At 70.2% G+C, this 26,068-nt stretch carries 19 protein-coding genes; 7 read left to right on the top strand and 12 right to left on the bottom strand.

Annotated elements, in window-relative coordinates:
* Positions 1 to 732: 732 nt before the first annotated feature.
* The 5 genes from ABZ806_RS40355 (at position 733) to ABZ806_RS40335 (ending at position 6,366) form a co-directional block, all read left to right on the top strand.
* Positions 733 to 1,761 carry a helix-turn-helix domain-containing protein gene (locus ABZ806_RS40355; protein WP_500223928.1) on the top strand — a complete coding sequence of 343 codons (1,029 nt, stop codon included), beginning with the start codon at positions 733 to 735 and terminating at the stop codon, positions 1,759 to 1,761.
* A gap of 105 nt (positions 1,762 to 1,866) precedes the next feature.
* A complete protein-coding gene (locus tag ABZ806_RS40350) occupies positions 1,867 to 3,153 on the top strand; it encodes an AAA family ATPase (RefSeq protein ID WP_500223927.1) in 1,287 nt (428 codons plus the stop codon).
* Positions 3,154 to 3,207: 54 nt separating this feature from the next.
* Positions 3,208 to 5,163, top strand: coding sequence for a vWA domain-containing protein (locus tag ABZ806_RS40345; RefSeq protein ID WP_500223926.1), 1,956 nt, complete (start codon positions 3,208 to 3,210; stop codon positions 5,161 to 5,163).
* Between the two features lie 184 nt (positions 5,164 to 5,347).
* On the top strand, positions 5,348 to 5,734 hold the full coding sequence (locus tag ABZ806_RS40340; protein WP_500223925.1) for a hypothetical protein: 387 nt from the start codon (positions 5,348 to 5,350) through the stop codon (positions 5,732 to 5,734).
* Between the two features lie 254 nt (positions 5,735 to 5,988).
* On the top strand, positions 5,989 to 6,366 hold the full coding sequence (locus ABZ806_RS40335) for a hypothetical protein (RefSeq protein WP_500223924.1): 378 nt from the start codon (positions 5,989 to 5,991) through the stop codon (positions 6,364 to 6,366).
* A gap of 72 nt (positions 6,367 to 6,438) precedes the next feature.
* On the opposite strand, the gene ABZ806_RS40330 is transcribed toward ABZ806_RS40335, so the two are convergent.
* From ABZ806_RS40330 to ABZ806_RS40285, 10 genes are all read right to left on the bottom strand, one after another.
* Entirely contained in the window at positions 6,439 to 7,050 is a 612-nt protein-coding gene (locus ABZ806_RS40330; RefSeq protein ID WP_500223923.1) for a DUF2637 domain-containing protein, read from the bottom strand.
* A complete protein-coding gene (locus ABZ806_RS40325; RefSeq protein ID WP_500223922.1) occupies positions 7,047 to 8,054 on the bottom strand; it encodes a C40 family peptidase in 1,008 nt (335 codons plus the stop codon). Before ABZ806_RS40325 ends, ABZ806_RS40330 begins: the two co-directional genes overlap by 4 nt.
* Entirely contained in the window at positions 8,054 to 8,968 is a 915-nt protein-coding gene (locus tag ABZ806_RS40320; RefSeq protein WP_500223921.1) for a replication-relaxation family protein, read from the bottom strand. The genes ABZ806_RS40325 and ABZ806_RS40320 overlap by 1 nt, the downstream gene beginning before the upstream one ends.
* Complete coding sequence (locus ABZ806_RS40315) at positions 8,965 to 11,511, bottom strand: DUF8128 domain-containing protein (protein ID WP_500223920.1); 2,547 nt, start codon at positions 11,509 to 11,511, stop codon at positions 8,965 to 8,967. Before ABZ806_RS40315 ends, ABZ806_RS40320 begins: the two co-directional genes overlap by 4 nt.
* Entirely contained in the window at positions 11,508 to 13,394 is a 1,887-nt protein-coding gene (locus ABZ806_RS40310) for a VirB4 family type IV secretion system protein (RefSeq protein ID WP_500223918.1), read from the bottom strand. Before ABZ806_RS40310 ends, ABZ806_RS40315 begins: the two co-directional genes overlap by 4 nt.
* On the bottom strand, positions 13,394 to 14,389 hold the full coding sequence (locus ABZ806_RS40305) for a PrgI family protein (RefSeq protein WP_500223917.1): 996 nt from the start codon (positions 14,387 to 14,389) through the stop codon (positions 13,394 to 13,396). Before ABZ806_RS40305 ends, ABZ806_RS40310 begins: the two co-directional genes overlap by 1 nt.
* Complete coding sequence (locus ABZ806_RS40300) at positions 14,386 to 15,822, bottom strand: TrbL/VirB6 family protein (protein ID WP_500223916.1); 1,437 nt, start codon at positions 15,820 to 15,822, stop codon at positions 14,386 to 14,388. Before ABZ806_RS40300 ends, ABZ806_RS40305 begins: the two co-directional genes overlap by 4 nt.
* Positions 15,823 to 16,172: 350 nt before the next feature.
* Positions 16,173 to 16,466: a pilin gene (locus ABZ806_RS40295; protein WP_500223915.1), complete on the bottom strand. Its 294-nt coding sequence runs from the start codon at positions 16,464 to 16,466 to the stop codon at positions 16,173 to 16,175.
* Positions 16,467 to 17,434: 968 nt separating this feature from the next.
* Positions 17,435 to 18,265 (bottom strand): hypothetical protein, encoded by an 831-nt coding sequence (locus ABZ806_RS40290; protein ID WP_500223914.1) that lies wholly within the window; start codon positions 18,263 to 18,265, stop codon positions 17,435 to 17,437.
* Positions 18,262 to 18,669 (bottom strand): RusA family crossover junction endodeoxyribonuclease, encoded by a 408-nt coding sequence (locus ABZ806_RS40285; protein ID WP_500223913.1) that lies wholly within the window; start codon positions 18,667 to 18,669, stop codon positions 18,262 to 18,264. Before ABZ806_RS40285 ends, ABZ806_RS40290 begins: the two co-directional genes overlap by 4 nt.
* 223 nt (positions 18,670 to 18,892) lie before the next feature.
* On the opposite strand from ABZ806_RS40285, the gene ABZ806_RS40280 reads away from it, so the two are divergent.
* Positions 18,893 to 19,285, top strand: a complete 393-nt coding sequence (locus tag ABZ806_RS40280; RefSeq protein ID WP_250372442.1) for a protein NO VEIN domain-containing protein — start codon at positions 18,893 to 18,895, stop codon at positions 19,283 to 19,285.
* Positions 19,286 to 19,365: 80 nt separating this feature from the next.
* Here ABZ806_RS40280 and ABZ806_RS40275 read toward each other — a convergent pair whose 3' ends face one another.
* Together ABZ806_RS40275 and ABZ806_RS40270 are read right to left on the bottom strand one after the other, a co-directional pair.
* On the bottom strand, positions 19,366 to 20,430 hold the full coding sequence (locus ABZ806_RS40275) for a hypothetical protein (protein ID WP_500223910.1): 1,065 nt from the start codon (positions 20,428 to 20,430) through the stop codon (positions 19,366 to 19,368).
* A gap of 22 nt (positions 20,431 to 20,452) precedes the next feature.
* Positions 20,453 to 24,403, bottom strand: coding sequence for a hypothetical protein (locus ABZ806_RS40270; RefSeq protein WP_500223909.1), 3,951 nt, complete (start codon positions 24,401 to 24,403; stop codon positions 20,453 to 20,455).
* 607 nt (positions 24,404 to 25,010) lie between these two features.
* Between ABZ806_RS40270 and ABZ806_RS40265 the strand changes: the two genes are divergently transcribed.
* Positions 25,011 to 25,973, top strand: coding sequence for a hypothetical protein (locus ABZ806_RS40265; protein ID WP_500223907.1), 963 nt, complete (start codon positions 25,011 to 25,013; stop codon positions 25,971 to 25,973).
* Positions 25,974 to 26,068 lie beyond the last annotated feature (95 nt).

The raw sequence follows: 26,068 nt of genomic DNA, 5'->3' as shown, positions 1-26,068 counted from the left end.
CCGCAGGCCCGCATGAGCGGGTCTGCGGGACGGGGTCGACGCGCTCCTGAACCGGCTCGCGCGGGGTGAGTGCTCGGCCTCGGGGGGCCTGCCTTCTCAGGCTTCTTCTCGGGGTTCTTTTCGATCTTCTTTTCGGGGTTCTGTCTATGAACAGAAGGTGCTGCTTACGGCGTCTGGGCAGGTCGCAGCGGGTGGTGCATATTCTGTTGGTGGCCCCGACTCGTCACCAGGACGACCCCTGGTAATAGCTTGCGATGTGGGTCTGGTTCTTCTCCGGCCTCTACCTATTTCCTCTGGTCGACTTGCCGTCCCTCCCTCTCTCATCGATACACCAGCTGCATGCCGGCCCGCCGGCGGCGGTTCAGCCCTAGACCCTTCGCGCCCGAGGCGCGAGGTCGCCGTCGCCCGATGAGTCGAAAAGGCGGGAAGAGGCGCGAAACGCCTCGCATGAGGTGTCGTCGGGCCGCGCCGCCGCGCCTTTTGGTGCACGGGACTCCGAAAAGGCGCGCGCGTGATGAGGTGCCCGGGTGTGAATTGGTGCAAATCTGCTTTACCGTCGGGCGGGTTTAGTGGGTGCGGGCGTGATTGGTTAGGTTGTTCAGCCGTTGAGGTGACTAAAAATGTGGCCGAAGGTGCTTGCCTGGTGGCGCGGCATCGAGAAATGGTCGAGCTCCCGATGAACGGGAACGGCACCGGAATTCCGGTCGCCGGTCACACCGAATGGGAGACGAAATGGCCGCGAAGAACATCACCGGGAATGGCGCCAACGGGAACGGCGTCACGGGCACCGAGAACGCCGGAAACGGCGCCGCCGCTGTCACGGGCGGGGCGCGCCCGTCCGGTGCGGCTGGGGACGTGTGGGACGCGCTGACGGGCAACCCGGGTGCGACCGTGACCGCGCTGGCCGAGGCGTCGGGTGTCAGCCGCGCAACCGTCACGCGGACGCTGACCGCCCTGGAGCGCGACGGGCGCGCCGCCCGGACGCGCGGCGGCCGGGACGGCGGGAAGCGCCAGCCCGACACCTGGCACCCGGTCACGGCCACCACCGCCGACGACACCCCGGCCACCGACCACATGCCGGACGCGTCCGCCCCGGATGCGCCGACCGGTGACGCGGACACCGCCACCGACACCCCGGTCGGCACCGACACCCCGGTCGGCACCGACGCGCCGACCGCCGACGACATCGCCACCGCGCCGGACGCGCCGACCGAGGCGCCCGCCACCGACCAGGACACCACCGACGCGCCGACCGGCACGGACACCGCCCCCGCCGGTGACGCGGACGTCACCGAACCCACGGACGCAGGGGACGCGGGGGCGGGGATGGACGCGGCGGCGGTCGCTGAGGCGCGGGACGCGTTGACCGCCCTGCAGGACGCCATCGGGGCGGCGTTGACCGCGCTGGACGCCGGGGACGGTGCGGGGGCGCTGTCGGCGGCCGAGGGCGCCTACAGCGGGTCGGGGTTGGTGCGGCGGCTGGTGCGCGCCGCCGCCAACGGGCGCCCGCGCACCGCGTCGGGCGCGCCGCGTTCGGCGCCGGGTGAGATGCGCGCGAAGGTCGCCGCGCATCTGACCGGGCACTGGGGCGCGGCGTTCACCCCGCACGAGATCGCCAAGGTGATCGGGCACTCGGCGGGGGCGGTGTCCAACGCCCTGGACCGGCTGACCGAGGCCGGTGAGGCCGAGCTGGTGTGCGAACGCCCCCGCCGGTTCACCGCCGCCACCGCGACCCGCCGCGCCGAGCGCGCCGCGCGCTGACCGCCCACCCGACCGCCGCACCGACCGCCGCCCGGGGGCGGGCCACCGCGCCACCCGCACCCGCCCCCGGCGTACCGACCACCGCACACACCAAGGAGCCATGCCATGACCACCGTTCCCACCACCCCGACCACCACCGCCGCGCCGACCACTACCCCGACCGCGACCGCGCCGACCGGCAGCACCCCGGCCACGAGCCCCGCCGTCCCGGCGCCCGGTGGCACCGGTCGCCTCGGATCGGGTGAGTTGCGCCGCAGGGTCGCCGCGATCCTGATCGACAGCCCGAGGGCGACCTTCACGCCGGGTGAGATCGCCCGGAACCTGGGCCGGTCGGCCGGTGCGGTCGCTAACGCGCTGACCGTGCTGGCGGACCGTGGCCAGGCCGAACAGGTGGCGACCAGGCCGCGCCGCTACCGGGCCACCGCCACCACCGGCGACGCCCTCAACGGCGGCGCGCCCGCCGCCCCGACCGCACGCCCCGCCGCCGCCCCCGCACCGACGGCCGCCCCCGCGCCCGCGCCGACGCCGGGCGCGTCCGGCGCCTCGGGGACTTCCCGGAGGGCCACCGGGACGTCCGGGAAGGCCGAGAAGGCGCCGGTGGGGCCGGTGGTGCGGCCGAACGGCCAGACCTACCACCCGCGCCGGTTGGCGGACCTGCCGGACGTGGCGGCGCTGCAGCGGCTGCGTGAGGCGTCCATCCCGGCCCTGCTGTACGGGCCGCCCGGGACGGGGAAGACGTCGCTGGTCGAGGCGGCGTTCCCGGACCTGATCACGGTTGCCGGGGACGGTGACACCGCCGTCGCCGATTTCGTCGGTGAGTACACCCAGGCGCCCGGCGGCGGTTACGAGTTCGTGTACGGGCCGCTGATCATCGCGATGACCGAGGGCCGCGCCCTGCTCATCGACGACGCCACCCTCATCTCGCCGAAGGTCCTGGCCGTGGTGTATCCGGCGATGGACGGGCGGCGGCAGATCACCGTCAAGGCGCACAAGGGCGAGACGATCACCGCCGCCGAGGGGTTCTACGTGGTCGCCGGTCACAACCCCGGCGTTCACGGCGCCGTGCTCACCGAGGCGTTGGCGTCCCGGTTCGCCGCGCAAATCCGGGTGTCGACCGACTACGACCTGGCCCGCACGCTGGACATCGAACCGCGCGCCGTGCGCGTCGCGCGCAACCTGGCCCGCCGTCAGGAATCCGGCGAGATCGGATGGGCGCCGCAACTTCGTGAACTGATCGCCTTCCAGAAGGTGTCCGGGGTCCTGGGCCCCGAGGCGGCGGTCGCCAACCTACTCGGCATCGCGCCCGAAGAGGACCGCGACGTGGTCGCCGAGGTCGTGTCCGCCGTCTACGGACGCGCCGTCACCCCGCTGGCCCTCGGCCAGCAGATCTAACCCGGCCGCGCTACCCGCCCGCACACACCCGCTCGCACCCGCACGGAGGACACTATGGCAACGCACGTCATCCCCACACCCGCCGCCCCGCCCGCCCCCGCGCCGTCCGGAACCGGACCGGCCGCCACCGGACCGTCCGCCACCGCCACCGCCACGGTTCCGGCGCCCGCGCCGGTGACCGGGCTGGGCGGGGCGTGGCTGCGGCTGTCGGCGGCGTTCACCGACGCCGTGACCGACCTCACCGACCGCGAAGACCTCACCGTGCAGTGCGCGCCCGGCCTCGGGCGAGGCGCGCCGGGTTGTTTCGTTCCGGCGCTGGCCACCATCGAACTGGACGGCAGGCATCTGCGCCTAGACCCGGACACGTGCGACCCGTCCTGGCCCGCCGACCGCGACCGCTACCCCGCCCTGTGGGGCGTGCTCACCCATGAGGCGGCGCACGCCACCCACACCCGCTGGGCGGTCCCGGACGGTGCGCCCGCCGCCGCAGCCGATGCCGCGATGGCGCTGGAAGAGTCGCGGATCGAGGCGGCGCAGGTGCGCCGCCGCCCCGCCGACCGCCGCTGGCTGCGCGCCTCGGCCACCAGCCTCGTGTTGGCCGACTTCACCACCCCGCCCGCCACTGCACCCACCGCCCCGCCCTCCCCCGGCGCGCCCGCGCCGTCCGGTGGCGCCCCGCCCGGCGCCCCGCCCGGCGCCCCGTCCGGCGCCTCGGCGGGTGCACCGGCGACCGGGCCGACCGGCGCGCCGACCGCGCCGCCGGTGACGACACCGCACGCGGCGATGACGCCGTGGAACGCCGGACGCGCCGCCGCGCTGATCCTGGCCCGCACCGACGCCGGAATCCTCGAACCAGCCGAAACCCGGCCTCTGGCCGAGGCCGTCCTCAACGTGCTCGGGCCGTCGCGGTTGAGCGCGCTGGCCGCGCTGTGGCACCGGGCGCACGCCACCGCCGACGATGACGCCGAGGCGATGATGGACCTGGGGCGGCGCTGGTGCCGGATCCTGGACGTCAATCCCGACCGCCCAGTACCGCCCCCGCCGCCCGGAACACCGGGCGCCTCGGGCGACCCGTCGCCGCTGGCCGAGGCGCTCGGCGCCACCATGGTCGCCGTGCACGCGGCCGCCGCCGAACCCGCCCCCGGCGCGCCCGACCCCGATCCGGCCGCCAAGCGGCGGCAGGAGAAGGACGCCCAAGAGGCGGCCGACCGGGCCGCACGGCGCGTGTTCGGCGCCAGCACCGCGCCGACCACGGCGCGCGGACGGACCGCGATCACCGGCACCCGCCCGCCCACCTCCGGTGAGCAGGCCGCCGCCCGCCGCCTGGCGCGCCGGTTGCGCGCCGCCGCGCACCGCGACCGCGTCACCACCACCCACACCTCACCCACCCCGCCCGGACGCCTGTCGATGCGGGGCGCGCTGGCCGCCGACGCCCAGCGCGCCGCCGGAACCGTCCCGACCGCCGAACCGTTCACCCGCACCTCCCGCCGCCACGTGCCCGCGCCGCCGCTGCGGGTCGGCATCGCCTGCGACGTGTCCGGATCCATGCTTCCCTTGGCCGCGCCGGTGGCATCGGCCGCGTGGATCCTGGCGCGCGCCGCCGGACACATCCCCGATGCCGCCTCGGCCACCGTCATCTTCGGCGCCAACGTCCGCCCGATCGTCCACCCCGGACACACCCCGAACGCCGTGACCGAGTTCGCCGCACGCGACCCGCGCGAAGACTTCGTCAAGGCCGTCGACGCCCTCGACTCCGCCCTCGACCTCACCCGCCCCGGCGCCGCCCGCCTGCTGGTCATCGTCTCCGACGGCAGGTTCAAAGACGACCAGCCCACCGACGGGCAAAAGCGCATCGACCGGCTCACCGCCGCCGGGTGCGCCGTGCTGTGGCTGTCGATGACGGCCAAAACCCGCGCCATGAACGGCGCGCACCTGGTCACTCTGACCGACCCCACCGCAGCCGCCGACACCATCGCCACCGCCGCCGCCCGCGCACTACGCAACGCCTAACCACGCGCGCCCGGTGCGCCCCCGGCATGGGCGCACCGGGCCGCACACGCCCATCTGAACATCACCCGGCCACCGGGCCATCCGGCCACCGGCCGGACCGCCGGGCCCCGACCCACCCACCGCACCGGGCCACCCGGCCACTGGCATCGGAAGCCGAGACGACCGCGAAGAGGAGACGCCCACCGTGAACCGTATGGAGACCTACATCCGTGACCGCCACGACGACGCCCACCGGGCGCGTTGCGAGGCAGAGGCGAAGATGCTCGCCGGCCTCGACGAAGGCGAAGACATCGCCGAACAGGTCGCCGCCGTCGCCGCAGCCCGCGCCTACGCGTCCTGGTGGGACGAGCCGGTCACCGGCATCGACCACGAGGGACTGGACCCCGTCGAGGCGCTACGGCGCGCCCGCGAGTCCGCCCGCTGCGCACTGACCGACCACACCACCCCGCGCCACGCCGACCCGTTCGCCCAAGGCTTCGCCATCGCCTTCATCGAGGCGGCCCGCACCTTCTACCGCGACACCGCCCACCTGGACGCCCTCACCACCCCCAACACGATCGGTGCCCGGTGAAACCGCCTCCCGCCGCCATCCCCGCGCCCGGGGCCGGTGGCCGGACGCCGCATCAACCAGATAGGCCTACTCGGCCTCGCCGCCGCGCACGCGGACCACCCTGCCCCTGCGCCGGTGCAGCGCGCGGCGGCCTACGCCGGGGGCGCTGGCTGCACCGGCAAACACCACACCGGCGTACGTCCCGCGTTGGACCCACGCCGAGGCCGCCACACTCCACCCGGTCAAACGCCCAACCACACGATGGAGAGTTTTCGATGTCCCACACGATCAAAATCGACGATGAGGTCGCCGCCCTTCTGGAGAGAAGTAGGAGGTATCCAGGTGAATCCACCGACGAGGTGCTGCGCCGCTGGCTCGGCCTACCCCCCGGCCACACCGGTCAGAGCGCTACCGGCTCGACGCTGACGGCCATAGAGCGCGCCGTCCTGGACGTGCTGACGACCACCGGCACCGCGATGACCGCTGCCCAGATCATGGCGGCGACAGCCACCAGCCCCGCCGCCACCGGGAAGGCGCTGCGGTACCTGGAACAGGCGGGCAAGGTTCACCGTCGCCACGTTGCCGGTAACGCCACCCGCCGCTGGCATTACGAATGGCGGATCACCGCTGACCGTGCCTCAGGTGAGGCCTGACCGGGGCACCTGCCGCAGACGGCCTCAGTCAGAGGAGGATCGCCGCAAGCCCCGCCCCGTCCGAGCATTCGTTCAGGACGGGGCGGGGCTCTGGGCACCGGTGATGATCTGCTTGACCTTGCGGCGGTCGATGCCGTACTTCTCGGCCAGATACCGCTGGGAAACCGGCCGACCCGGCCCGTGCAGGCTCGCCTGGTACTCGGCCAAGACGGCCTGCTCGACCGGCTGCACCAGACTGGCGCCGTCCGCACCAGGCTGCTCCAGCCCGGCGCCCCGGACCTCGGACACCGCCGCCGAGCGGGTCGCCCCGCGACGGATGAGGGTCATCAGCAACTCGAACGAGCCGACCAAAGCCAGCGCGGGCCAGGCGCTGACCAGCGCACCTATGGGGCCGTGTGCGGCGCCGTGCGCCACGTTGGCGCCCACGGTGGCGCAGATGCCCGCCGCCAGGCTCCACCCGGCCAGCGCCGGGATAGGCCGGTCGCGGCGGCTGGCGTCCAGGATCACCATCGACGCCGCCCAGATCAGCCCGTCCACCGTGAAGGGGGCCAGCCGCGCCGTCGCGCCGGTCTCGCCGTGGGCGCGGACGAGGTCGAGCATGTGGGCGTAGGAGATCAGCGCGGCGACGGCGGCGACCGCGACCACCGCCACGGCGGTGGTCGCCCTGATGAGGCGTTCGGTCACCGGCCGGCTCCTCTCAACCTGGTCTCTGCTCTCTGGTGTGCGGTGGGACGGGTGAAGCCGAGCAGGGTGGAGCGGCGGTAGGACTGGACCTGCACCACGGCCCCGGTGTGCGGCGCGGCGATCATCTTTCCGCCGCCGATGACCAGGCCGACATGCCCGGGATTGCTGGCCGAGGTGCCGGGCCCGGAGTTGAAGAACACCAGGTCACCGGGCTGCTCCTGGCCGTTGGGAACGCGGGGTCCGTGCCGCCATTGCGCTCCGGACACGCGCGGGATGGCGATTCCTGCGGCGCGGTAGGCGGCGTAGGTGAGTCCGGAGCAGTCGAAGGCGCCCGGCCCAGTCGCGCCCCATACATACGGCTTACCGAGCTGAGCACGGGCGTAGGTGATCGCCTTGGCGACGGCCCGGCCGGGCGGCAAGGCCGGGAACCCGCCTGCGCAGGCTGCTGGAGTCGCCCGGGGTTGGGCAGCCTCGGGCTGTCCGGCGCCGCCTTGGGCGTAGGAGCGGGCTTGCTGCAGCACCTTGTCCACGTAGGCGCGCGAGTGGTTGTACTGGAACAGCGCGGCGCGGACGCGTTCGGGTGCGCCGCCGTGCTTGAGGTAGCGGGCGGCGGCCGGGATCGCGTCGGCCGGATCGTAGACGTCTCTGCGGCCGTCGTGGTTGCCGTCGACTCCGAAGGCGGCCCAGGTGCCGGGCATGAACTGCATGGGCCCGGCGGCTCCGGCGTGGTTGCGGCCTGAGGAGATGCCGGGTCCGTTGCCGCGCCCGTGGTCGGACTCGACTTTCCCGACGGCCGCCAAAAGGTGCCAGCCGATCCCGTATCGGTTCCCGGCTGCGCGGTAGAGCCTCAGATAGGCGGGCGGGATGTCGCTGACGGAGTCGCCTGGGGCGGGCTGGCAGGCCCCGCTTTGGGACCCGGATCCGGGGAGGACCGCGCCGAGGACGCCGACGAGCACCGCGACCAGGCCGAGCAGCGCGGCGGCCGCTCCGACCACCAGCGGCATCAGCCGGACTCCGACTCGTGCCGGGGCACCGTTCCCCAGAAGATGGCCAGGTCGGCGAGTCGGAGCCTGCGGCCGGTGGTCCCGGCGGGCAGCCACACGGGCCCGGCGGGGCCGTCGGGTGAGGTGGCGGGGGTGTGGACGGCGGTGGCGACCGGGACCTCGGGAGCGCCGACCTGGGCCCGCAGGTTGGCTTCTCGCCGGGCGCTGGGGAGCCAGATCAGGACGGGTGTGGTGGTGCCGGTGGCTTCGGCGAGGTCGGCGTAGCCGCCGAGTTTGCGGGCGACGCGGGCGAGGGTTTCGGTGCCGGTGTCGTGCTCGAGGAAGAAGTCCAGCGTACGTGTCTCCCCGCCGGTGCGGGGCTCGGTCCAGCGGCCGAACGCGTCCGGGCGGGCCAGGTCACCCCAGTGCGCGGCGCAGCGGTGCTCGGACCACCATTGGTCCAGGGCGGTCCCGTCGCCGCGTTGTTGGGCGTGGGAGTGCAGGCGGACGAAGAAGTCGTTGACGCCGACCTGATGGGCCAGGCGGGGCGAGACGGCGATGCCGATCGCGGCATCTTGCCGGTATCCGAACTCGCTCAAGGTCTGGCCGTGCTGGACGGCCAGCACGTGCGCTCCGGAGGGCCCGAGAACCCAGTGCCAGGGCCCGGACCCGACCGGCCTCCAGGTCCGGAACCGCAGCAGCGCGTGCAGCCGGTGGAGTTGGTTGAGGCGCTGGCGAGCACGCTCAGGGCTGGGAAAGAACAGGGCGGTGAGCTGCCCGGTGGTCAGCACGCGGTGCTCCCACACCAGGGCGAGCAGTTCCCGGTCCCGGTCGGTGAGCCGGTAGGCCACCTCGGCCACCAGCTCGGCCGTCATCCGGGGCGGCCGGACTTGCGCTCCGCGCTGCCGGGTGGACGCCTTCGGCCGCCGGGTCACGACTCCACCTTGGCATCCGCGCCGTCTGCTGAGCCGTCCGCCGTCCGGTCTGCTGTGCCGTTCGCCGGGCGGTCGCTCTCGGTGGCTGAGGGTGAGGCGCCGGCGAGGTCGCGGAGCCCGACGGCGGGGATGAGGCGTTTGCCGTGCCCGGCGGCGTATTGCTCGCGGGAGGCGCGGCGGACGGCTACGGCGCGTCCGGGGACCGGGTCGGGGAGCGGGCGGGTGCGGAAGGTGAAGGCCGGGGTCGGGGCGTTGCCGTCCATCAATCGTGCGGCGGCCTGGTAGGCGCCCAGGTGGGAGAGGTCGTGCGGGGCGAGCAGGGGTGCGGTGTGGCGGGCGAGGTCGGTGGCGTCTTCGGGTGAGGCGGCGAAGTAGATCTTGTTGCGGGCGTCGGCCGAGACCGCGTCGCGTAGGTCTTTGGGGAGTTGGGACAGGTGCTGGTGGGCCAGGGTGAGGCTGAACCGGTAGGCGCGGGCTTCGGCGAGGATGTCGGAGATGGAGCCGGGCAGGTTGAGGAAGTTGTGCGCCTCGTCGATGTAGGCGGACGCGTCGCGCCGTTCGCCCTCGTGCTGGGTGGCGCGCGGGGTGATGGCCTGCCAGGTGTGCGCCAGCAGTAGCGATCCGAACAGGCGGACGGCGTCCTCACCGAGCACGCCCTTGGGCAGCCGCGCCAATATGAGACCACCGCTGCCGAGCATGCCGCCCAGATCGAGGGTGGAGGCACCGCCCGAGAGGGTGTTGCGGATGAACGGCCGCAGCAGTACCGCGCGGAGTTTGTTCATCACCGGCCCGATCACCGTCGCCCGCGCCGCCGGAGTCAGCTCGTCGTAGGAGGCCCAGAACCCACGCAGCAGTTCGTCGTCCAGGCGTGCGGTGACCCGGGTTCGGTAGGGGGTGTCAGTGAGCAGGCGGGGGATGTCGGCCAGGGTGGCGCGGGTGCCGTTGACGCGGGTGAGGGTCAGGCAGGCCGAGCGCAGCAGGTCGTCCAGGCGCGGCCCCCATGAGGAGGAGAAGCAGCGGCGGAAGGTGGTGACGATCGACTCGGCCGCGAACGCCGGATCGCCACCTGCCAGCACGTTCAGGCAGGGTGGGCGGCCGCGGTCGGCCGGGTCGAACACCACCGTCTGCCCGACTGCCCGTTCGGGGAGGCGGTCCAGGATGTCGGCGACCAGGTCGCCTTTGGGGTCGATGACCAGCGCGCCGCGCCCCGCGGCGGCGTCGGACAGGATGAGGTTGGCCAGGAAGGTGGACTTGCCGACGCCGGTCTGCCCGAGCACGTGCAGGTGCTGGCGGGCACCGGCGACCGTCAGCCCGACCGGCCGCGGCGCCCCCGCTTCGGAGTCGCCGAGCACGCGGACACCGGGCCCGGCCACCGGGACGGTCGGCGATGGAGCGATGGGGCGGGCACCGGCGCGGGTCACGCCGGGCGCGGCCAGGTCATACGGCAGGTGCGCCAGCGCCGCCAGCTCCGGAACCGACAGCAGGTAGCCGCAGTGCAGGTGCCGCGACTCCAGCCGCGCGCTGGGCTGGCGGAGGCGCCTGCGGCGCAGGCGCTGGTGGCCGGAGGTGAATAGCGCGAACGTGGACGCTACTTCGTGGGCGTGCGCCCGCAGCCACCCAGCCTCGGCCTGGTCGGGGTGGCGAGTGGCGACGCCGTAGCGGATCTGGACCTCGAAGCGCGGCTGGGCGGCCTTGCCGAGCACGGCGCGGACCTGTTCGGCGTGTTCGGGGTGCTGGCGAGTGAGTTCGCTGGGGTTGTGGTGCCCGGACATGCCGGGGGTGACCAGGTCGAAAAGGAGGCTCTGGGGTGCGGTGGAGCGGCCTCCGCGCAGTGCGGATGCGGCCCGGTGGGCTTTGCCGAGGCGGCGGCCGGTGGCGGGGCGGGCCAGGATCTGCACGGCTAGGTGTTCGCCTTCGGCCAGCCCGGACGCGGCCCCCAGCAGGCCCCGCAGGGGGTCGGTGTCGTGGTCGCTGGTGAGCGGGAAGTGGTCGGGCCGGGCCAGCACCAGTCGTCCGCCCGTCGCCTGGTACCCCTCATCGAGGGGGAGGGGCGGTGTGGCGGGATGGGTGGTGAGGGTGGCGCCGGGCCAGGACGCCCGGATGGTCTTCTCCACTATTCCGGGCGGGATGGTGCCGGGCACCCAGATGTGGAAGCGGACGCCGTTGTGGTCGGCGCGGTATTCGAAGGCCAGGTGCGGCTGCCCGAAGACCAGCCGCTTCCAGCGCGGGTGCGTGAGGCCGATGAGGCGAGCCCACCAGGCGGCGGCGCTGGCCGGCTCCACCTTCGGCGGCACCGCCACCTCGATCAACCGGGCACCCGGGGAGAGCCGGCTGTTGCGCCAGTCCCACAGCACCCACCGGACACTCGCCCACGCAGCGGCCGCACCGAGAACACCCAGCACGGCAACGGGCCCGTACTCCGTGGCGGCGTCGACGAGCCGGTGCGGGGCGTGACCGAGGTCGGACAGCAGCCCGTACAGGCCCGTGCCGCCGCCAGAGTCGTGGAGCAGAGCAGCGTCTTGGAGCAGGGGCGTGCGGGTCATCGGTGGCCGGCCTCCGTGTCCGTGTCCGTGGCTGCGGTGACCGCGTCGTGCTGGGCACGGCCGCCGTCGAGTTCTGCGAGTTCGGCGGGGTCGGTGGTGACGAGTTGGTGCTCGTGGCCGCTGGCGATGGCGGTGAAGGCGGCCCGGTCGGATCCGGTGCCGGTTCCGCACAGCAGGCCGTGGCCGCGGTCGGCCGCGAGCAGGAAGGTCTTCTCGCCGTCGGTGAGGTCGAAGGCGTCGGTGATCTGGTCGATGGCCTGGGGTGCTTGGCGGAGCAGGATCTGGGTGGCGGAGTTGGCGATCACCGCCCGCCCCAGATCCGTACCGAGCAGGTCTCCGGCGTCCTGGGTGACCACCGCGAGGCCGGCCCAGTGCTTGCGGGCGGACTTGGCCAGCCGGTACAGGAACCGGGCGCCCTCGTCCTCGCGCATCAGCGTCCAGGCCTCATCGACCACCACCAGGCGGCGGCGCCGCTCGTCGGGGTTGGCGACGGTCCGCCAGATCGCATCCAGCGCCAGGAGCATCCCGACGGGGCGGACCTCGTCGGGCAGGTCCCGCAGCGAGAACACCACCAGGTGCCCGGTCGGGCGGGTGGTGGTCGGTCCGGCGAACAGGCCACGGTACGAGCCGGTGGTGTAGGGGGTGAGCCGCGCCGACAGATCGGCCGCCGTGCCCGCCTCCGGCGCCTGTGATCCGGCGACCTGGTCGAGTTGGGTGGTGAGGTCGGCTAGGACGGGGGCGGGACGCGCCCAGGTGCGGGGGTCGGAGCCGATGCCGCGCGCACGGTAGGCGGCCAGGACCGCGCGGTCCAGCACCGCCCGCGCCGCCGGTGTGAGCGGCTCGTCCAGCATCGCGCCGATGAGGGTCTGCAGGAACAGCGCCCGCCGGATGAGGGTGTCGTCGCCTTGGCCGTCGGGGAGGTCGAAGGGGTTGAAGCAGACGCCGGGCGCGCCGAGTGCGATGCGGGTGCCGGCGACGTGGTCGCACAGCCGCCGGTACTCGTCTTCGGGGTCGATGACGGCGACGTGCACGTCCTGGTACAGCAGCCGCAGGGTTTCCAGTTTGGTGAAATAGGACTTGCCGGCCCCGGAACGGGCGAGGGTGACGGAGTTGTAGTTGTCCTGGGCGAACCGGTCCCACACCACCACGCCCGAGGAGTAGGCGTTCAGCCCGTACAACACCGGCGTGTCACCCAGCACCGGCTGCAGGTCGGGCGAGGTGAAGGGGAACGCGGCGGCGAGCGCGGCGGTGTCGAACACCCGCCGCGCCCCGATCGAGTCGGCCGCCAGCGGAAGAGTCGACGTCCAGCCCTGCAGGGCGCGGAACGTGGTGGGCTGAGCGTCCAGCAGCAGCGACGCGGCCAGCGCCCGCACCCGCTGCACCTCACCCTCCAGCACACCCGCGTCCGGGGCGTGCACCGTCAGATACAACCCCACCCGGAACAAACGCCCGTGACCCCGGGCGAGGGAGGCGGCGAGTTCGGCGGCGTCGTCGGCCGCGGCCTCAGCGGCGAAGTCGGCCAACCGCCCCTGCTGCGCGTTCGCGCGCGACGCCGATTCCAGGCGCGCGAGCTGGCGGCGGAGCCGCTGCGCGGCGATCAGCGGCGGAATCGGGTCGATGTGCAAGGACACGTCGAGGCGCCCGGGATAGGTCAGCAGCGGCTCCAGCCAGCCCGCCCCGACCTCCCGCGGATACCCGGTAACCGCGAACGACGCGCACACACCGCCCGGCAGTTCCAGCGACCGAGCGTTGACGCGCAACGCCGACGGCCCCCACCCCAGGCCGCCTTCAAGACCGTCTTCTGCCAGCTCATCCCCGGGGATATCCGGTAGGGCGGTCGGGCGGTCGGGCATGCGCGCGAGCGTGCGGAGCGAGGGTCGCATCAATCCTCCTGCCGATGAGTGATCACGTCGCCTGGGGCCGCGTTGTCCACAAGAGGGAGTTCGCCTGGGGATAGAGATTCAGCGACGACAGCGGTAGCGCTCGCGGCGTCTAGGACCTCCGCTGGAACCGCGAGCGCGGCCAGGGCTTGTACGGCCTCGGCGGCGCGCCGCAATGCGACCGCAGCCGAGGCGTCGCGCCGTACCCGGCGTCGTCGGTGCTGCCGCCATACAAGGACCGACGCCGGGGGCGAGGAGGGGATGTCGTCGGTGATGACGATGAGGACCTGCCGGATCAGCAGATCATGCTCGGCGCCCAGGTCGATGAGGAACGCCGCGTGCGCACCCGCGGCCTGCTCCAGCGCCGGGTCGGGCAGCGCGGGCGCGTGCCGAGAGATGTGGTCGGCCAGCCCGGTCAGATCGACCGGACGGGCCTGGACCAGCACCTGGACGGGCGCGTCCAGGGAGTTGAGCCAGCGGCCGAACACCGCCACCAACCCGGCCTGCTCACCGGCCGTCCGCAACCCGAAGGTCAAAGTGCCGGCGCGGACGATGACGGCGACCTCGCCGCCGGCCAGCTCCAGTGCCCCGTCCTGGCGGACAGCGCGCACCGGCAGCCGCAGCGGTTCGGGGAGCCGCCCGCGCATCCGGCACCAGACCGGTGGCGGCGCGACCGGCTCCCCAGCCGTGACGCGTTCCTTCCCGGCCCGCAGGTGGCGGAAGGCGGCGAGACAATAGCGGTCGAGGCTCATGCCGTCGTGGCGGGCGACCGCAAGCACGACCCCGACCGCGACCATCGGCACCAGCACCGCGACTAGGACCGGCAGCGGCACCAGCGGCCCGACAGTCACAAAGATCCACAGGCAGGCTGCGGCGGTGCCGGCCAAGATGCCCAGCTGCCGGGTGGTGAGGCCGTAGAGGATCTTGTCGGGCTGGTCGATGTCGGCCGGGATCTTCACACTCATCGGCGACTGATCGTCCTGGTGGCGGGTACTCATCGGCGCCTTCTGGTCTTGGGCGGGTCGGCCCACAAGGTCAGCTGCCGCCGCGGGACGGGCCGTTTGGGCATGCCGGGCAGCATCAGCTGCCGCGACCGCACCCGCGCACGCCCACCCACCGCCGCACCGCCGCCGGATGACGGCGGCCGGGGCACGCGCGTCACCGGGACCGGCAACGCCAGCTGCGCTGGCCGCCGCGTGCCGCCGTTGCCGCCAGCGGGGATCGGCAGCGACATCTGCATCGGGGTCCGGACCGTTCCCCCACCGCTGCCGGGCCCAAGGCCGGACGGCGGGCCTGGCGGCATCGGAATCGCACCAGCGGGCATCGGGATCGCTCCGCCAGGCAGCGCCGGCAACGGATCAGAAGGGCCCGGCGACCCCAGCGCCGCGGGCGCGCCACCAGAGGCCAAGGCCAGACGCGACGGTCCGGGCAGCCTCGGCGGCAGCCGAAACAACTGCGGAGCCGGAGGCGGCGGTGGCGGCGGTGGCGGCGGGTTCCAGAACTTGCGGGGGGCGGGGACGCGGCGACGCATCAGGGCACCCAGACCCCGGTAGAGGATCAGGCTCTTCACCAGGCCCGTCAGTGCGCTCGGCTGGGCGGCGCGCCAGATCGTGCGGGCGGCCCAGGACGGGACACGGACCATGATCCACAACAGGCACAGCGCCAGCAGCAGATCGATCCCCGTCCCCGAAGCCAGCCCGAGAAAATGATTACCCGAATCGCCCGACTCACCTCCGGGATGGTCGACGTCGGAGAACAGCAGCCGGAACGCGGTCGCCAAGATCAGCGCCTGACACACCCCGATCGCCAGCACCCCGGCGATGCTGCGCCACCACAACCGCGCCAGCCCATCGGTGACCGGCAGAGCATGGAACATCAACGCCACCGGCGCGGCGGCGATCAACACCATGGTCAGCGCGATCCGGATGATGTAGATGAACACCACGCACAACGCCAGCACCACCACACCCAGCCCGATGAAAATCGTGAACGGCTGATTAGGCACCAGGCTCGCCACCAGGTATCCGGCGATCGCCTTGGCGACCCGCCCCGGATCGATCGCCTCCGCCCCGGCCGCAAGGAACGCACCCGACAGGCCGTTGGCGAAAGTGATCGCGTAGCCGATCAGGACGAAGCTGAGGTTGGAGGCCGCGAACGCCCCCACCAGCCGCGCCACCAACTGCCCAGGCGTCAACTCACTCCCGGGCAGCGAATGCCCGGCGATCAGCAGCACCCCACCGGCCGTGACCAGCAGCACGTAGCAGGTGTTGGCGATGGTCTGCGACACACCCCACAAATCCTTCGCCCGCGCCATGTCCGGCGAATCCAAAGCCGGGGTGCCCAGCGCCGTCTGCGACAGCACCTCAAAGACCGGCTTGGCCGCACCGGTGACCAGATCGGCGAACCACCCGTTCACCGCCTGCTTGGCCATGCACCCCACGTCCATGAACCCGCACCCCGCCTCCTCCCCACCACCCGGAACCTGTCCACCCGGCGCCGGGGACTGCCCCGGCGCCGGAGAAGGCGCCGGGACTCCGGGAGCCGACTGCGACGGCGGCGGTGAGGGCACTGCGGGTGTCCGGGGCGGCTGTGTGGGGGAGGGGGCCGACGGTGCATTCGGCGACGGGTTCACCGACGGCTGCGGCACCGGGTCGGCGGCGCCCCACGCCGCACCGGCACCCGCGCACACGACCACACCGGCCACCAGCAAGACCAACAAGACAGCCGTGGCGGGCGACGCCCAGGACCGGTGCACTCGGGCGGGCGCAATCGTGGTGGCGGTCACGAGGGCGCGCCGACGATGCCCTGCAGGATCTTCACCAGCAGCGGCGCCAGCACCGCCACCGAGTACCCGACCGCGGCGTACCGCAGCGTCTTCTTGGCCGCCTCCACCTCACCTGGATCGCCACCGGCCAGGATGTAGCGGACCCCGCCGATCGTGGCGAACAACGTTGCCAACCCCACCAGCAACCCCACGATCACATTCCGCAGATTGGTGATCACCTCGTCCAGCGAGGCGGCCTCGGCCAGGCTCGTGCTGGCTTCGGCCACACCGGGGACCAGCAGCGCGCTCACCCCGCACCCGGCCGTCCACAACAGCGACGCGGCCACCAACCGGCCCCGGCCGCAACGGCGCCTCGCCGAACAACAGCCGGTGGCCGGCCTCGCGGCGGGCCGAGCGATACCCAGAGCATGCGGACGGTCATCGGGGCCAGGCGGGTGATTGCGGGTGTGCATGGCAGCGTCTCCGAGACTGAGGACGGGTTCGGGCTGCCAGCCGGATCGCCGATGTCGGCGCGGTCGGGACTGCGGGTGTCCTCCTCAAAGGAACACGAGTGACGGATGTGATGCGGCGGGGACCGGGTTCAGGCCGTCCGCCCCGAGGCCGCACCGCCACCGGTGATCTCGACTGGCACTACTGAAGCACCGCGACCAAGCCCCGAATTCGCTCGCCCAGCCGCGACGATTACCAAAACTTGAACCACATCACTCGCAGGTCACCACCCCAGCCGGACACCGCAACCCCTGCCACACGGTCTTCGCGGCCCCAACTCGGTGGCCGAAACCCACTTCGGCAGGCGGTTGCCGGGCAAGCCGCGATCAGGGATCTGATCAAGAGCGGAGGGGAAGCCGGGACGGGGTTACAGGCCAAAGAGCGATGCCAGGGCCCTCAGCGGGACGTCTCACGCGCGGGAGCGACTCGTCACGCACCATCTGCGGCATGAGCGGATGTTGGATCACGGTGCCGGCCAGCGGCCGCCGGGACTACCGAAGCGTCACGGCGTAAGCGGGAGCGCCGGAGAGGCTCACGAACTGCGCTTCCTTCTGGAACAGGGTGGCAGTATTGCTGACTGACTGAAGGCCAAGGTGTACGCTGCCGCAGTTGATCGTGAGCCTCTGTTTAGGCCGTCGGTGACAACAGCGGCAGGCTTTAGCATTGACGAACGATGCAGATAAAGAGCTCACGCACCCGCTTCCAGTGGCGAGTCAAGGCCAAGCCGACAGCGAGAGCTAGGTTCAATGCTCTCGCGCTAGTCGTCATCTCAGCTTCTAGGTGAATCGTCGGCTTGTTCAAGGATCAGCGACGCCGCCAGTTCGATGTCTAGCATAGCAGCGCCTGAAAAGCGCGTCGAAAGCACCTGATGTAGGTCTTCCACTTTATATTGGCTGGCAGACTTGGCTTGTTCAGCTGAAGGGGCCACCAGCTTCTTGTAATTATCGAGATACCACTCCACCATCTGATCCACCGACACGTAGCGATCTGTCGCCATTCGCCGAGCTATGCCCAGCACGAAGTCAATGTCACTCTGGGACGGCTTGACCATTGCAGCTCTGTGTGCGATCTCAGATCGCGTTCGCCAGAGCGCGATGAGTCGATCGTGGTCGCTCTCACTAACGTAGCCGAGGCTGTACAGGGCAGATAGCTGCTGCCGTGGCGTCCGCAGACGCTCGTCTAGCGCCTTGCCAATAGCAAAGCGAGCAATCGCTGCCTCTAGTGCCGACCATGCCATCAACAGTCCGGCAGGAGGGCTGGTAACCGCCACGGCGGAAGCATCGGCAACATACTTAAGGATGGCTGTCACTGCTGGCTCTTCTTCTGCCGTGTCCCCGAGCCAGTAGACAACGAATCGAGCGTTCCGCACTCGCGGCACCTGGCGAGCGAGTTCGTTCACTCGCTCGCGCGCGACGGAGGTTCTGGACGCGACTTCTCCTACGAGCACTTCTGTCGCTCTGGTGGCGATGAAGTCAGGCTGTAGATCACCGAGCTCTGACGGAAGAGCCTGAGCCCGCGGTTCGACGAGCACCGTCCAGCCGTCGTCTCGCAGCTCTGCCACCACCTCTTCCAAACGACGCAGCACGTCTTCCTGACTCATGGCAACTCCCAATCGGCAGCTGCTTCCTCGATCCGCACATGGACGAACGGTCCGCCGGAGACGAAGCCGTCAGCCTGCGCCGGCGTCATGCCGCGCACCCTGTACGGCTCATTGATGTCCCTCAAGTGCCCGTGCGTGTCGGTCAACTGAGCGTCGTCCACGTACGCGATCCCACAGAGCGCGTCCTGGATGGGCTTGATCATGTTGTCAACATCGAGGGGCGCGCTCTCGTGGTAGAAGGTGATGTGAATCTGGACCTTGCTCGCCAGCGGCGGGTCGCCAGCCGTCCATGCTGCGAGTGCAGCCGTTGACACCTTCGTCTTCCAGCGCCGCCTGGTGGGGGACTTGGACTGCACTGAGGCAGGGATGCCCAGTACGACGAAGTCCCATGGCAGCGACGGCACGGGGCTCATGGTATCGGCCCGTCCGTACTGGCGACCACGGCTGGAGGCTGACTCAGCGAAGGAAAGGTCGCCTACCATCAGCCTACCCACCGAAGTTCCGGCGTCGTGCCACCGCATAAGGGCTCTGATGGCTGCAACGGCCGCCGGGCAGCCGAAGCCTCCTTCTACAAACAACGCCCACCTCGCGGCAGAAGCGGATGTTCTCAGGGCGTACCGTCGGGAGATGCCTCTGCGGGCCAACAAGGAGATCGAGGACGCAGCCGTCGGCTGGGTCATCAGCATCGAGAAGCAGGCGGGCCGTAGCGCGAGAGACACCCGTTACTTGGGTGACGCCGCAGACATATCGAGCCCACCACGGCTGATCGAGATCAAGGCGTACGGCGGTTCCGCCCGAGGGCAAGAACTATGGCTTGAACCTCGCCAGTTCGATGCCGCGCGTGGCAATCCGGACTTCTGGCTTTACGTCGTGGAGAACGTTCGGCAGGGTGATCCTGCCGAGTTCCGACTGATCCGGATCGGGGGCGACGAACTGACCGCTCTCCTCCAACGAGCCACCGAGCGGCGCTACTACACCGTCCCCTTCCCCGTCGCCGTCTACGACCGACTACGACAGTAGCGAGATCGCGCACCCCAACAGCGAGCAGATCGCGGCAAATCCGGAAGTCCTCAGGAAGTTCAACAGGGGGCCTTGAGATGTCACCTGCTGTACGGTGCCAGTCCCTGGTTCCCCGCGACGACCAGGGAATCGACAAGTATCTGCCACTCGTCCAGATGGCCGAGTTCCTCGGCCGTACTGCGAACTTCCCTGAGCCAGTTGTTCGACAGCAACGACTGCTTGACTGTGACACGGCTGTCCTGGATGCACAGATCGGAAACCCAGCGCAGGCCGCGAGTGACCTGTACTTCCGCCGGGAGCTTCCGCAACATGCTGATGAGCCCGTCGATGCATTTGGCCTTCCCGTGGGCGGCGGGTAGCCAGTCATCGATCAGCTCGACGAGGTCTTCAGCGCGGACCCAGTCGATGGGTGCACCGATGACCTCGTTGTACAGGCCTTGCGTCCACGGAAGCGGGTCCGGTAGGAGGGCAGCGGCGGCCCAGTCGCCCCAGTGGCGGTCCTGATAGGGGCTCGGGTCGTCGCTGAGGTACCCAATGGCGTGGCGCAGCAACGGTGGCCAGACATCTAGGGCGGCTACCGCGAGGCTTTCGTTCTCTGCGCCGGCTGCCGCGAGACCGTGCAGGAAATTCGACATCAGTCCTGCGTCCGCACGAAGGACATCGAGGTGATCAAGCACCGGCCTGGCGTCACCGTTCTTTTCAGAGCCCTCGAGCAGGGCTCGTGCGGCGACGAGGGTGTGCGACCCGCGGTCGTCCGCGGTCCAGCCCTCCTCTTGCTGGGCAACCATGGCATGTCGCTCGATGTCGAGAAGGGCGCCGAGTAACGTGGCTGCGTCGCCGGTGCAGCAGTGGTCTGAGGATGCGGCTGCGCCGAGTCCGCGTATGGCTGCGTCGAGCACGGCGATGTCGATGGAGTCTCCAGCCAACTCTTGAAGGCGGTCGGTGATGTCGCCGACAATCTGGACGTTCGGTCGCCGCTGGGCGTGTTGGTCCCACGGCCCGATCTCGGCGATACGAGCGGTCTCGGTCAGCCAGTTCAATGCTGTCCGGTGGATGCATGGGTCGCCGTGGCACGGCGCTGCCCAGACGACATCGCATCCGCGCGCCAGGTATAGCCGTGTCTCCAGGGAGGCCTTGCCCGCCATCGCGAGGCCCGCCTCGGCAACATCATCGGCCGAGCCCCCTGCGGCCTCCAGGGGGGGCGGTCATCGCAGATGTGAGGAACGCCGGCAAGACCCGGGCCACGGCCCGGTCGGCGCCGAGGTCGAAGTACTGACCCTCGTGGCGCTGGTCCTTGGCATCCTGGAACGACAACGCAAAACTGAGAACGAACTCGGTCGCGAAGGTCCCTTCGCCGCCCAGCGCGTTCATGTCACCGGCCGCGGCTCGTTCGATCGCTGCGCGGACGACGTGGGCTACGGCGTCCACGGCGCGGGTCGGTATCTGGTCTGCATCGGACTCGAGCAATGAACGGCCGACTGCCAGGTCCTCGGCGATCTCCTCCGAGGTGGGGGGCACGTAGCCGGCATCGTATTTGGCCGAGCCCCAGTACCGGGTCTGCAGTCGCATGGTGGTCTGCACGAGTTCCTGGTGGCCCGCGTGCGTCTCCTGTGCGGCCTGGACCTCAGGTGGCGGAACGACCTCGAGGTAGTACTGATCGCCATGCTGAGTGATTCGGTAGCGGTCGGAGTCCAGGCTCGCGGCCCAGTTCTTCGTCAGCTCTTGGCTGATGCCGAGCCGGTCGCCGTTCTTGACGAGTTGTTCGGCGACCTTCTTCAAGGACTCGGCGCGCTCTGGCCCGCCGTGAGTCACCAGCCATGCGGCCACCTCACGTGGTGTCCACTGGCGGCGTTCCAGGTTTGCGAGGCCTTCGGTTGTTGCTCGCAGTCCAAAGTACTCATTCGTCTGGCGGCCGAACTCCAGTTCCCAAACGACTGGCTCGGCGAGGAACGGATCGAGCTCGGTGTCGACGTTCTCTAGGTGGCGCACGAGCAGGCCGAACAGCATCCCCGGGACCGCCAGGTTCTCGCATCTGTCCAGGAGTACCTCGACGACCTTCTTCGGTGGCGCACCCTGGCCCAGTAATCCGTCAGCGAGGCGTTCCATCGCTTGGAGCGCACTCATTGCCGCGTACGGGCCGGCTGATGTGCCCCGGTACCAGCTCCAGAGGTGGCTGTCGCCGACGTACAAGCGGGCGGTGCCGTCGAGGTTCAGGACCGCACCCCGGTCTTCATCCTCTTCCTCTGCGCCGCCGGTTGAGTTGAGCTGAGATCGCGTTTCGACTCGCGCCTGTGCACCACTGTTCAAGATGTTGTTCAGCACACGCACCGATGTCCGCAAGGGTGCGCTGTGGAACAGCTGCCAGAATCCACCAAAGTAGTACTGGAAGAACGGCGTTCCAGTACCGGTCCAGCGGCCTTGATGCTCTCGGATGCCCTCATGGTGCCAACCATGCTCATCGTCGATGTAGTAGGCCTCCATCAACCTCGCCAACAGCTCCGGGTTCTTCTGCGCCAAGGCGCGGGCGCTTAACGGCGAGTCGGCAGCCGGGGCCAGGAACGCCGGCGCGCCGTCGGCGATCCCCCGAAGGCACGCTTCGGCGGCTTCGTTGATGTCCGGTCCGAGCAGAGCCAAGGTCTCGACGAACTCTTCCTGGGTGAGGTGGTAATCCAGCTCGCGTCGACGTCGACGCCGCTCAGGCCTCGAGCTGGGCAGGACGTCAGCGTTGGTGTCCCGCTGAGGGAACGAGTTCCAGAAGGCGAGCAGGCGGCCTCGCAGCCTGATGCGCAGCTCGTTTCCCGCCGGTGCGTTCGCCAAGCACAGGGCCTGCAACCAGTCCGCGAGCAGCTCGAACGACTCCTTCGACACATCCCACGGCGCTTCTTCATCGAGGAGAGTCTGCACGACTGGGGTCGAGACGACGGGGTCGAGCAACGTGTTGACCTTGTGCCTTTGCTGAACCACCCGAACCACGTCGCCCAGCACGAGGCCAACGGACTCATGCGCGAACGCTGTCTTCAGGCACTTGTAGGCGGACGGCGTCTCCAGAACCGCCTCTACGGGGACGTCGGCCCACCTGGGCCCGTGCGTTGCCGCGAACGGCGTGAACTGCGAGAGCAGCTGGATGAACACTCGGTCGGGTTGACAGCCCGGTGCTTTCAGAAGTCCCTTGCATGCGAGCGTGGCGGCCGACAGCGCCCACCTTGGCACGCCGGCTGCTCCCAGCATCTCGGTCGGGTTCTGGCCTCGGACTAGGAGGATGGCGGTCGCATACCGCCGGACTTCGTCGTGCGCAAACTCCGGTTGGTCTCGATATGGGCTCGCGGGCGCGAGCAGATGGTCGCGCCGCAACGCATCGACCGCTGCAGCATTGACGCCGGCACCAGGTCGTCGGTCCTGGGGCAATTGCATCGTCGACGCCGCCACCGCGAGCAACGTCTGTTCGCGAGCCTCCGCCGAGCCCACGCCCGGGCGCCCGTCGCCTCGTACAACCTTGCTCCACACCAACTGCAGGCACTCCCACTCACCCAGCGAGCTATCGGGCTCCAACCCGGTCCGTGCCAACAGGTCCAACACAACGGGCCGTCTCAACAGCGAGTTCGCGGGCAGGTCCCGCAGGACCGCCCGCAGAAGCGGGAAGTGGTCCGAGACGATCGAGATGTCCTCGTCCTCCAGCGGCTTCATCGTGAAGGATGAAGGCTTTCCGAAGCCGAGCTCCACCTGCTCCCGTACGAAGCTGGATGCCTGGTCAGACGTGACCACGGCGACCCCGACGCCTGCGGCAGCTGCGGCCAGCACCAGGTCGCTCAACAAGCCAGCGGACCGCTCCAGTGCCACATCGGCAGCGTCGACAACCAGGACCCGGCTCGGTGCCGAAAGTTCCGCGAGCACGTCCTCTATCGACATCCCAAGGGCGGCACGAAGCTCCAAGCTCGACTGCGGCAAGCTCCGGAAGTTCACCACCACCGCCTCGAATCCCGCAGGGTCCGCGGCTTCAAGCTCTTCGACGGCTGACAGCGACAACGCGCTCTTGCCGATGCCCGACTCACCAGATATCAACAGAGCCGACCCCGGAACTCCGGCTGCGCGCAGAGCTTCTGCGAGCTGCTCGCGACGGTCGACGAACGCGATCTTGACCGGCCCACCGGACGCCTCATCACCGATGGTGGTCCGCACACCGGCAACGGCCAACTTTCGGTGTTCGGCGATAACCTTCCACGCGCGCCGGCTTCGCGTCTCGGCCGAGTCCAAGACGACGTGAAGGTCACGGCGCAGGAGATTAAGGTCCACCACGGCGCCGGTCGCGTCGTAGCGGGTTGCCTCGACCTCAATTCGGTCCCGGACCACGGCCCCGTCGACTTGTGCCGCGGCGACACCGTCCAGCGATGTCGCCACCGCCGTGCGGTCGCCGTGGTCCGGACTCTGAACAGCGAACCCCAGCACGTGCAGCCGACCAAGGAGCCGCCACGCCAGCCGCAGAACCTCCTCGGGCGAGGTGCCGTCTTCGACAGCCTTATCGACCATCTTCAGGAACTGGTCGAGCCGCTTACGCACCGGATTGGACCAGCGGCCATCGACATCCATCGACGCGTGGAACGATTGCGGGTCAGCATTGGCTCGCGCGATGTCGCACACCATCGCGAGCTGATCCCACTGATTGGACCAGCCAGCGGTCGCGACCGCCACCTGGTGGGAATCGCTGTCGAACTTCTCCACCTCGGCGAGCAGCGACCCCACCAGCTTCACCGTCTCGCCATCACTCTGGACGAAATCCGGCGTGGCCCGACAGGCCACGGCGAGCGTCACCTCTGCTGCGTCGTCGCCACACTCGACAAGAAGGTCATCAACCGGGTGAGCCGGACCGGTCTGAAACGACACCCTTCGCACCGACAGCTCAGATGCTTCGGCCCGCCGGACTCCGGTCAATATGCTGGCCAGGTATACCGTCGCGACGCGATGCGCGAACGAAACCCCTCCACCACCGGTCGCGTAGGTGCTCGAACCCCGCTCAGTTTCACCGGCAGGCTTGGCGCCTGCGTCCTGGGGAACAGCATCCGGCGCAGGCGTCCTCTCACACTCGGACCCAACGGCATCGTCTGGCGCAACGGGCTCGTTCATGTGCTCCCCAGATGACATCGCGCTCGCAATGACCGGACGACTGACCGTAGCGGTGCGCCGCGAACGATGCAGCCCTAGTTGTCGCATCCCTATACGTTGTCGACCTATACCCATGTCATCGTGGCATGCGCGGACGCGCGGCACTCAATCTGAAGGCGGCTTGTCCCACCAAGGCTCGGTCGCGACCACCTCATCCGGGGCATGATTCTTCGCGACCCCGCTTCAGCAGCGCGATGCCCTGGACTATTCACGGCGGAGTCCCACCCTCGAGCCACCAGCGAAGCAAGTCCGCGGTCTCTCTGGACGGGGAAGCTGGTCCAAGGCCACGGGCCTTCCCCCAAGGCTCGCCCGGGTGGCCTTCAGATGGACTCAAAGATCGCGGTCGAGCATCCGACCGGCGGCAGATGAGTGCGTTGGAATGCCTGCTTACGCGGCTGAGTCGTGGCGGACATGCACGTCCGTGCGGTTTGCGCTGCCACTGGGGGCCACAAGGTCCCCCGGCGATCTCTCGCTCTATGAAGAGACAACGTGTCCTATTGAGGCCTGAACGTGGCCGGCTCTACGAGCGGCGCGCCACGATGGTCCTCTGGATCGCGAGGAGATCGGTATGGGCAAGGACGACAGGAAGATCGTCTTCTTTGCGGCCACGGTGCTGCTGGTGATGTCCGTCCTGCCCGCGGGACTGCTGCTCGGTCCGCTCCACCTGGGAGACGGGGAGGCCGCACGGCTCGCGGCCGTGCTGACGTTCATCGGCGTCCTGGTGACCGCGTCGGTATCGCTGATCGGGTTCATGGTGAACCGGCAGACCGAGCACCGGCTGCGGACCGAGCAGGCGGAGCAGAGCCGCCAACTCAGGCTGGACTCGGCGATGCGCGCGGGGCAGCTCATCGCCCCCGCGGACGGGGCCTCGTCTGATCCGGCCGCGCTGGCCTCCGGGCTCCTCGCGCTCACCAAGCTGGACAACGCTGATCTCGCGGTGACCCTGCTGGTGGACCTGTGGTCCCCCGAGAACCCGCGCGTCTCCCATGAGACCGCCGTACTCGTCATCGACGCAGCGCTGCGTTCGTCGTCGTCCAACGCGCGGCTCATCGCCGCCGAACTGCTGTGCCGCCACTCGACGCGCCTCAACCCCTGTCAGTCCCTGCACTGGCCGAGTGCGGTGGAGGGCTGCTGGATGCCGGAGTTGAGCCCGCGGGCCAAGCTGCTGCTGGTCGAGGCACTGGTGAACATGACACTGGCCGGACCGACCAACGAGAGCGCCCTGCGCGCGGTCGCGGTCCGCCTCTACGGCATCTGGCGCGGCGATCCCGACGACCGGGTGCGGGGCTGCATCGGCAAGCTCATCGACTCGCTGATCGGCAGGCTCAACGACCTCGGCTACAAGGACTTTGTGCAGGGCACGCAGCAGGTCTTGCTGAGCGAGTTGCAGAAGGCCGCCCGGAGCAGGAACGACAACCCGGACGGCTACCTCGACCGGCTGTCGACCAGATTCGCCGACGACCTCCGCGACTGGGCCCAGCGGTGCGAAGGACTGCCCACAGAGCACGGATGCCTCGCCACCGCCGACTAACCTCGGGCTTTCACTGGACGGCGGGTCGGGAGTGACCGTTTGGACAAGAAAAGTGCCCTCGAGCTGGGAGGATAGGGCTTGTCGAAGGTCCTGTC

It is taken from the genome of Spirillospora sp. NPDC047418 (genome assembly GCF_040643275.1).
In the GTDB taxonomy this organism is placed as follows: Bacteria; Actinomycetota; Actinomycetes; order Streptosporangiales; family Streptosporangiaceae; genus Spirillospora.
This window is presented reverse-complemented; position numbering and strand designations above follow the sequence as displayed.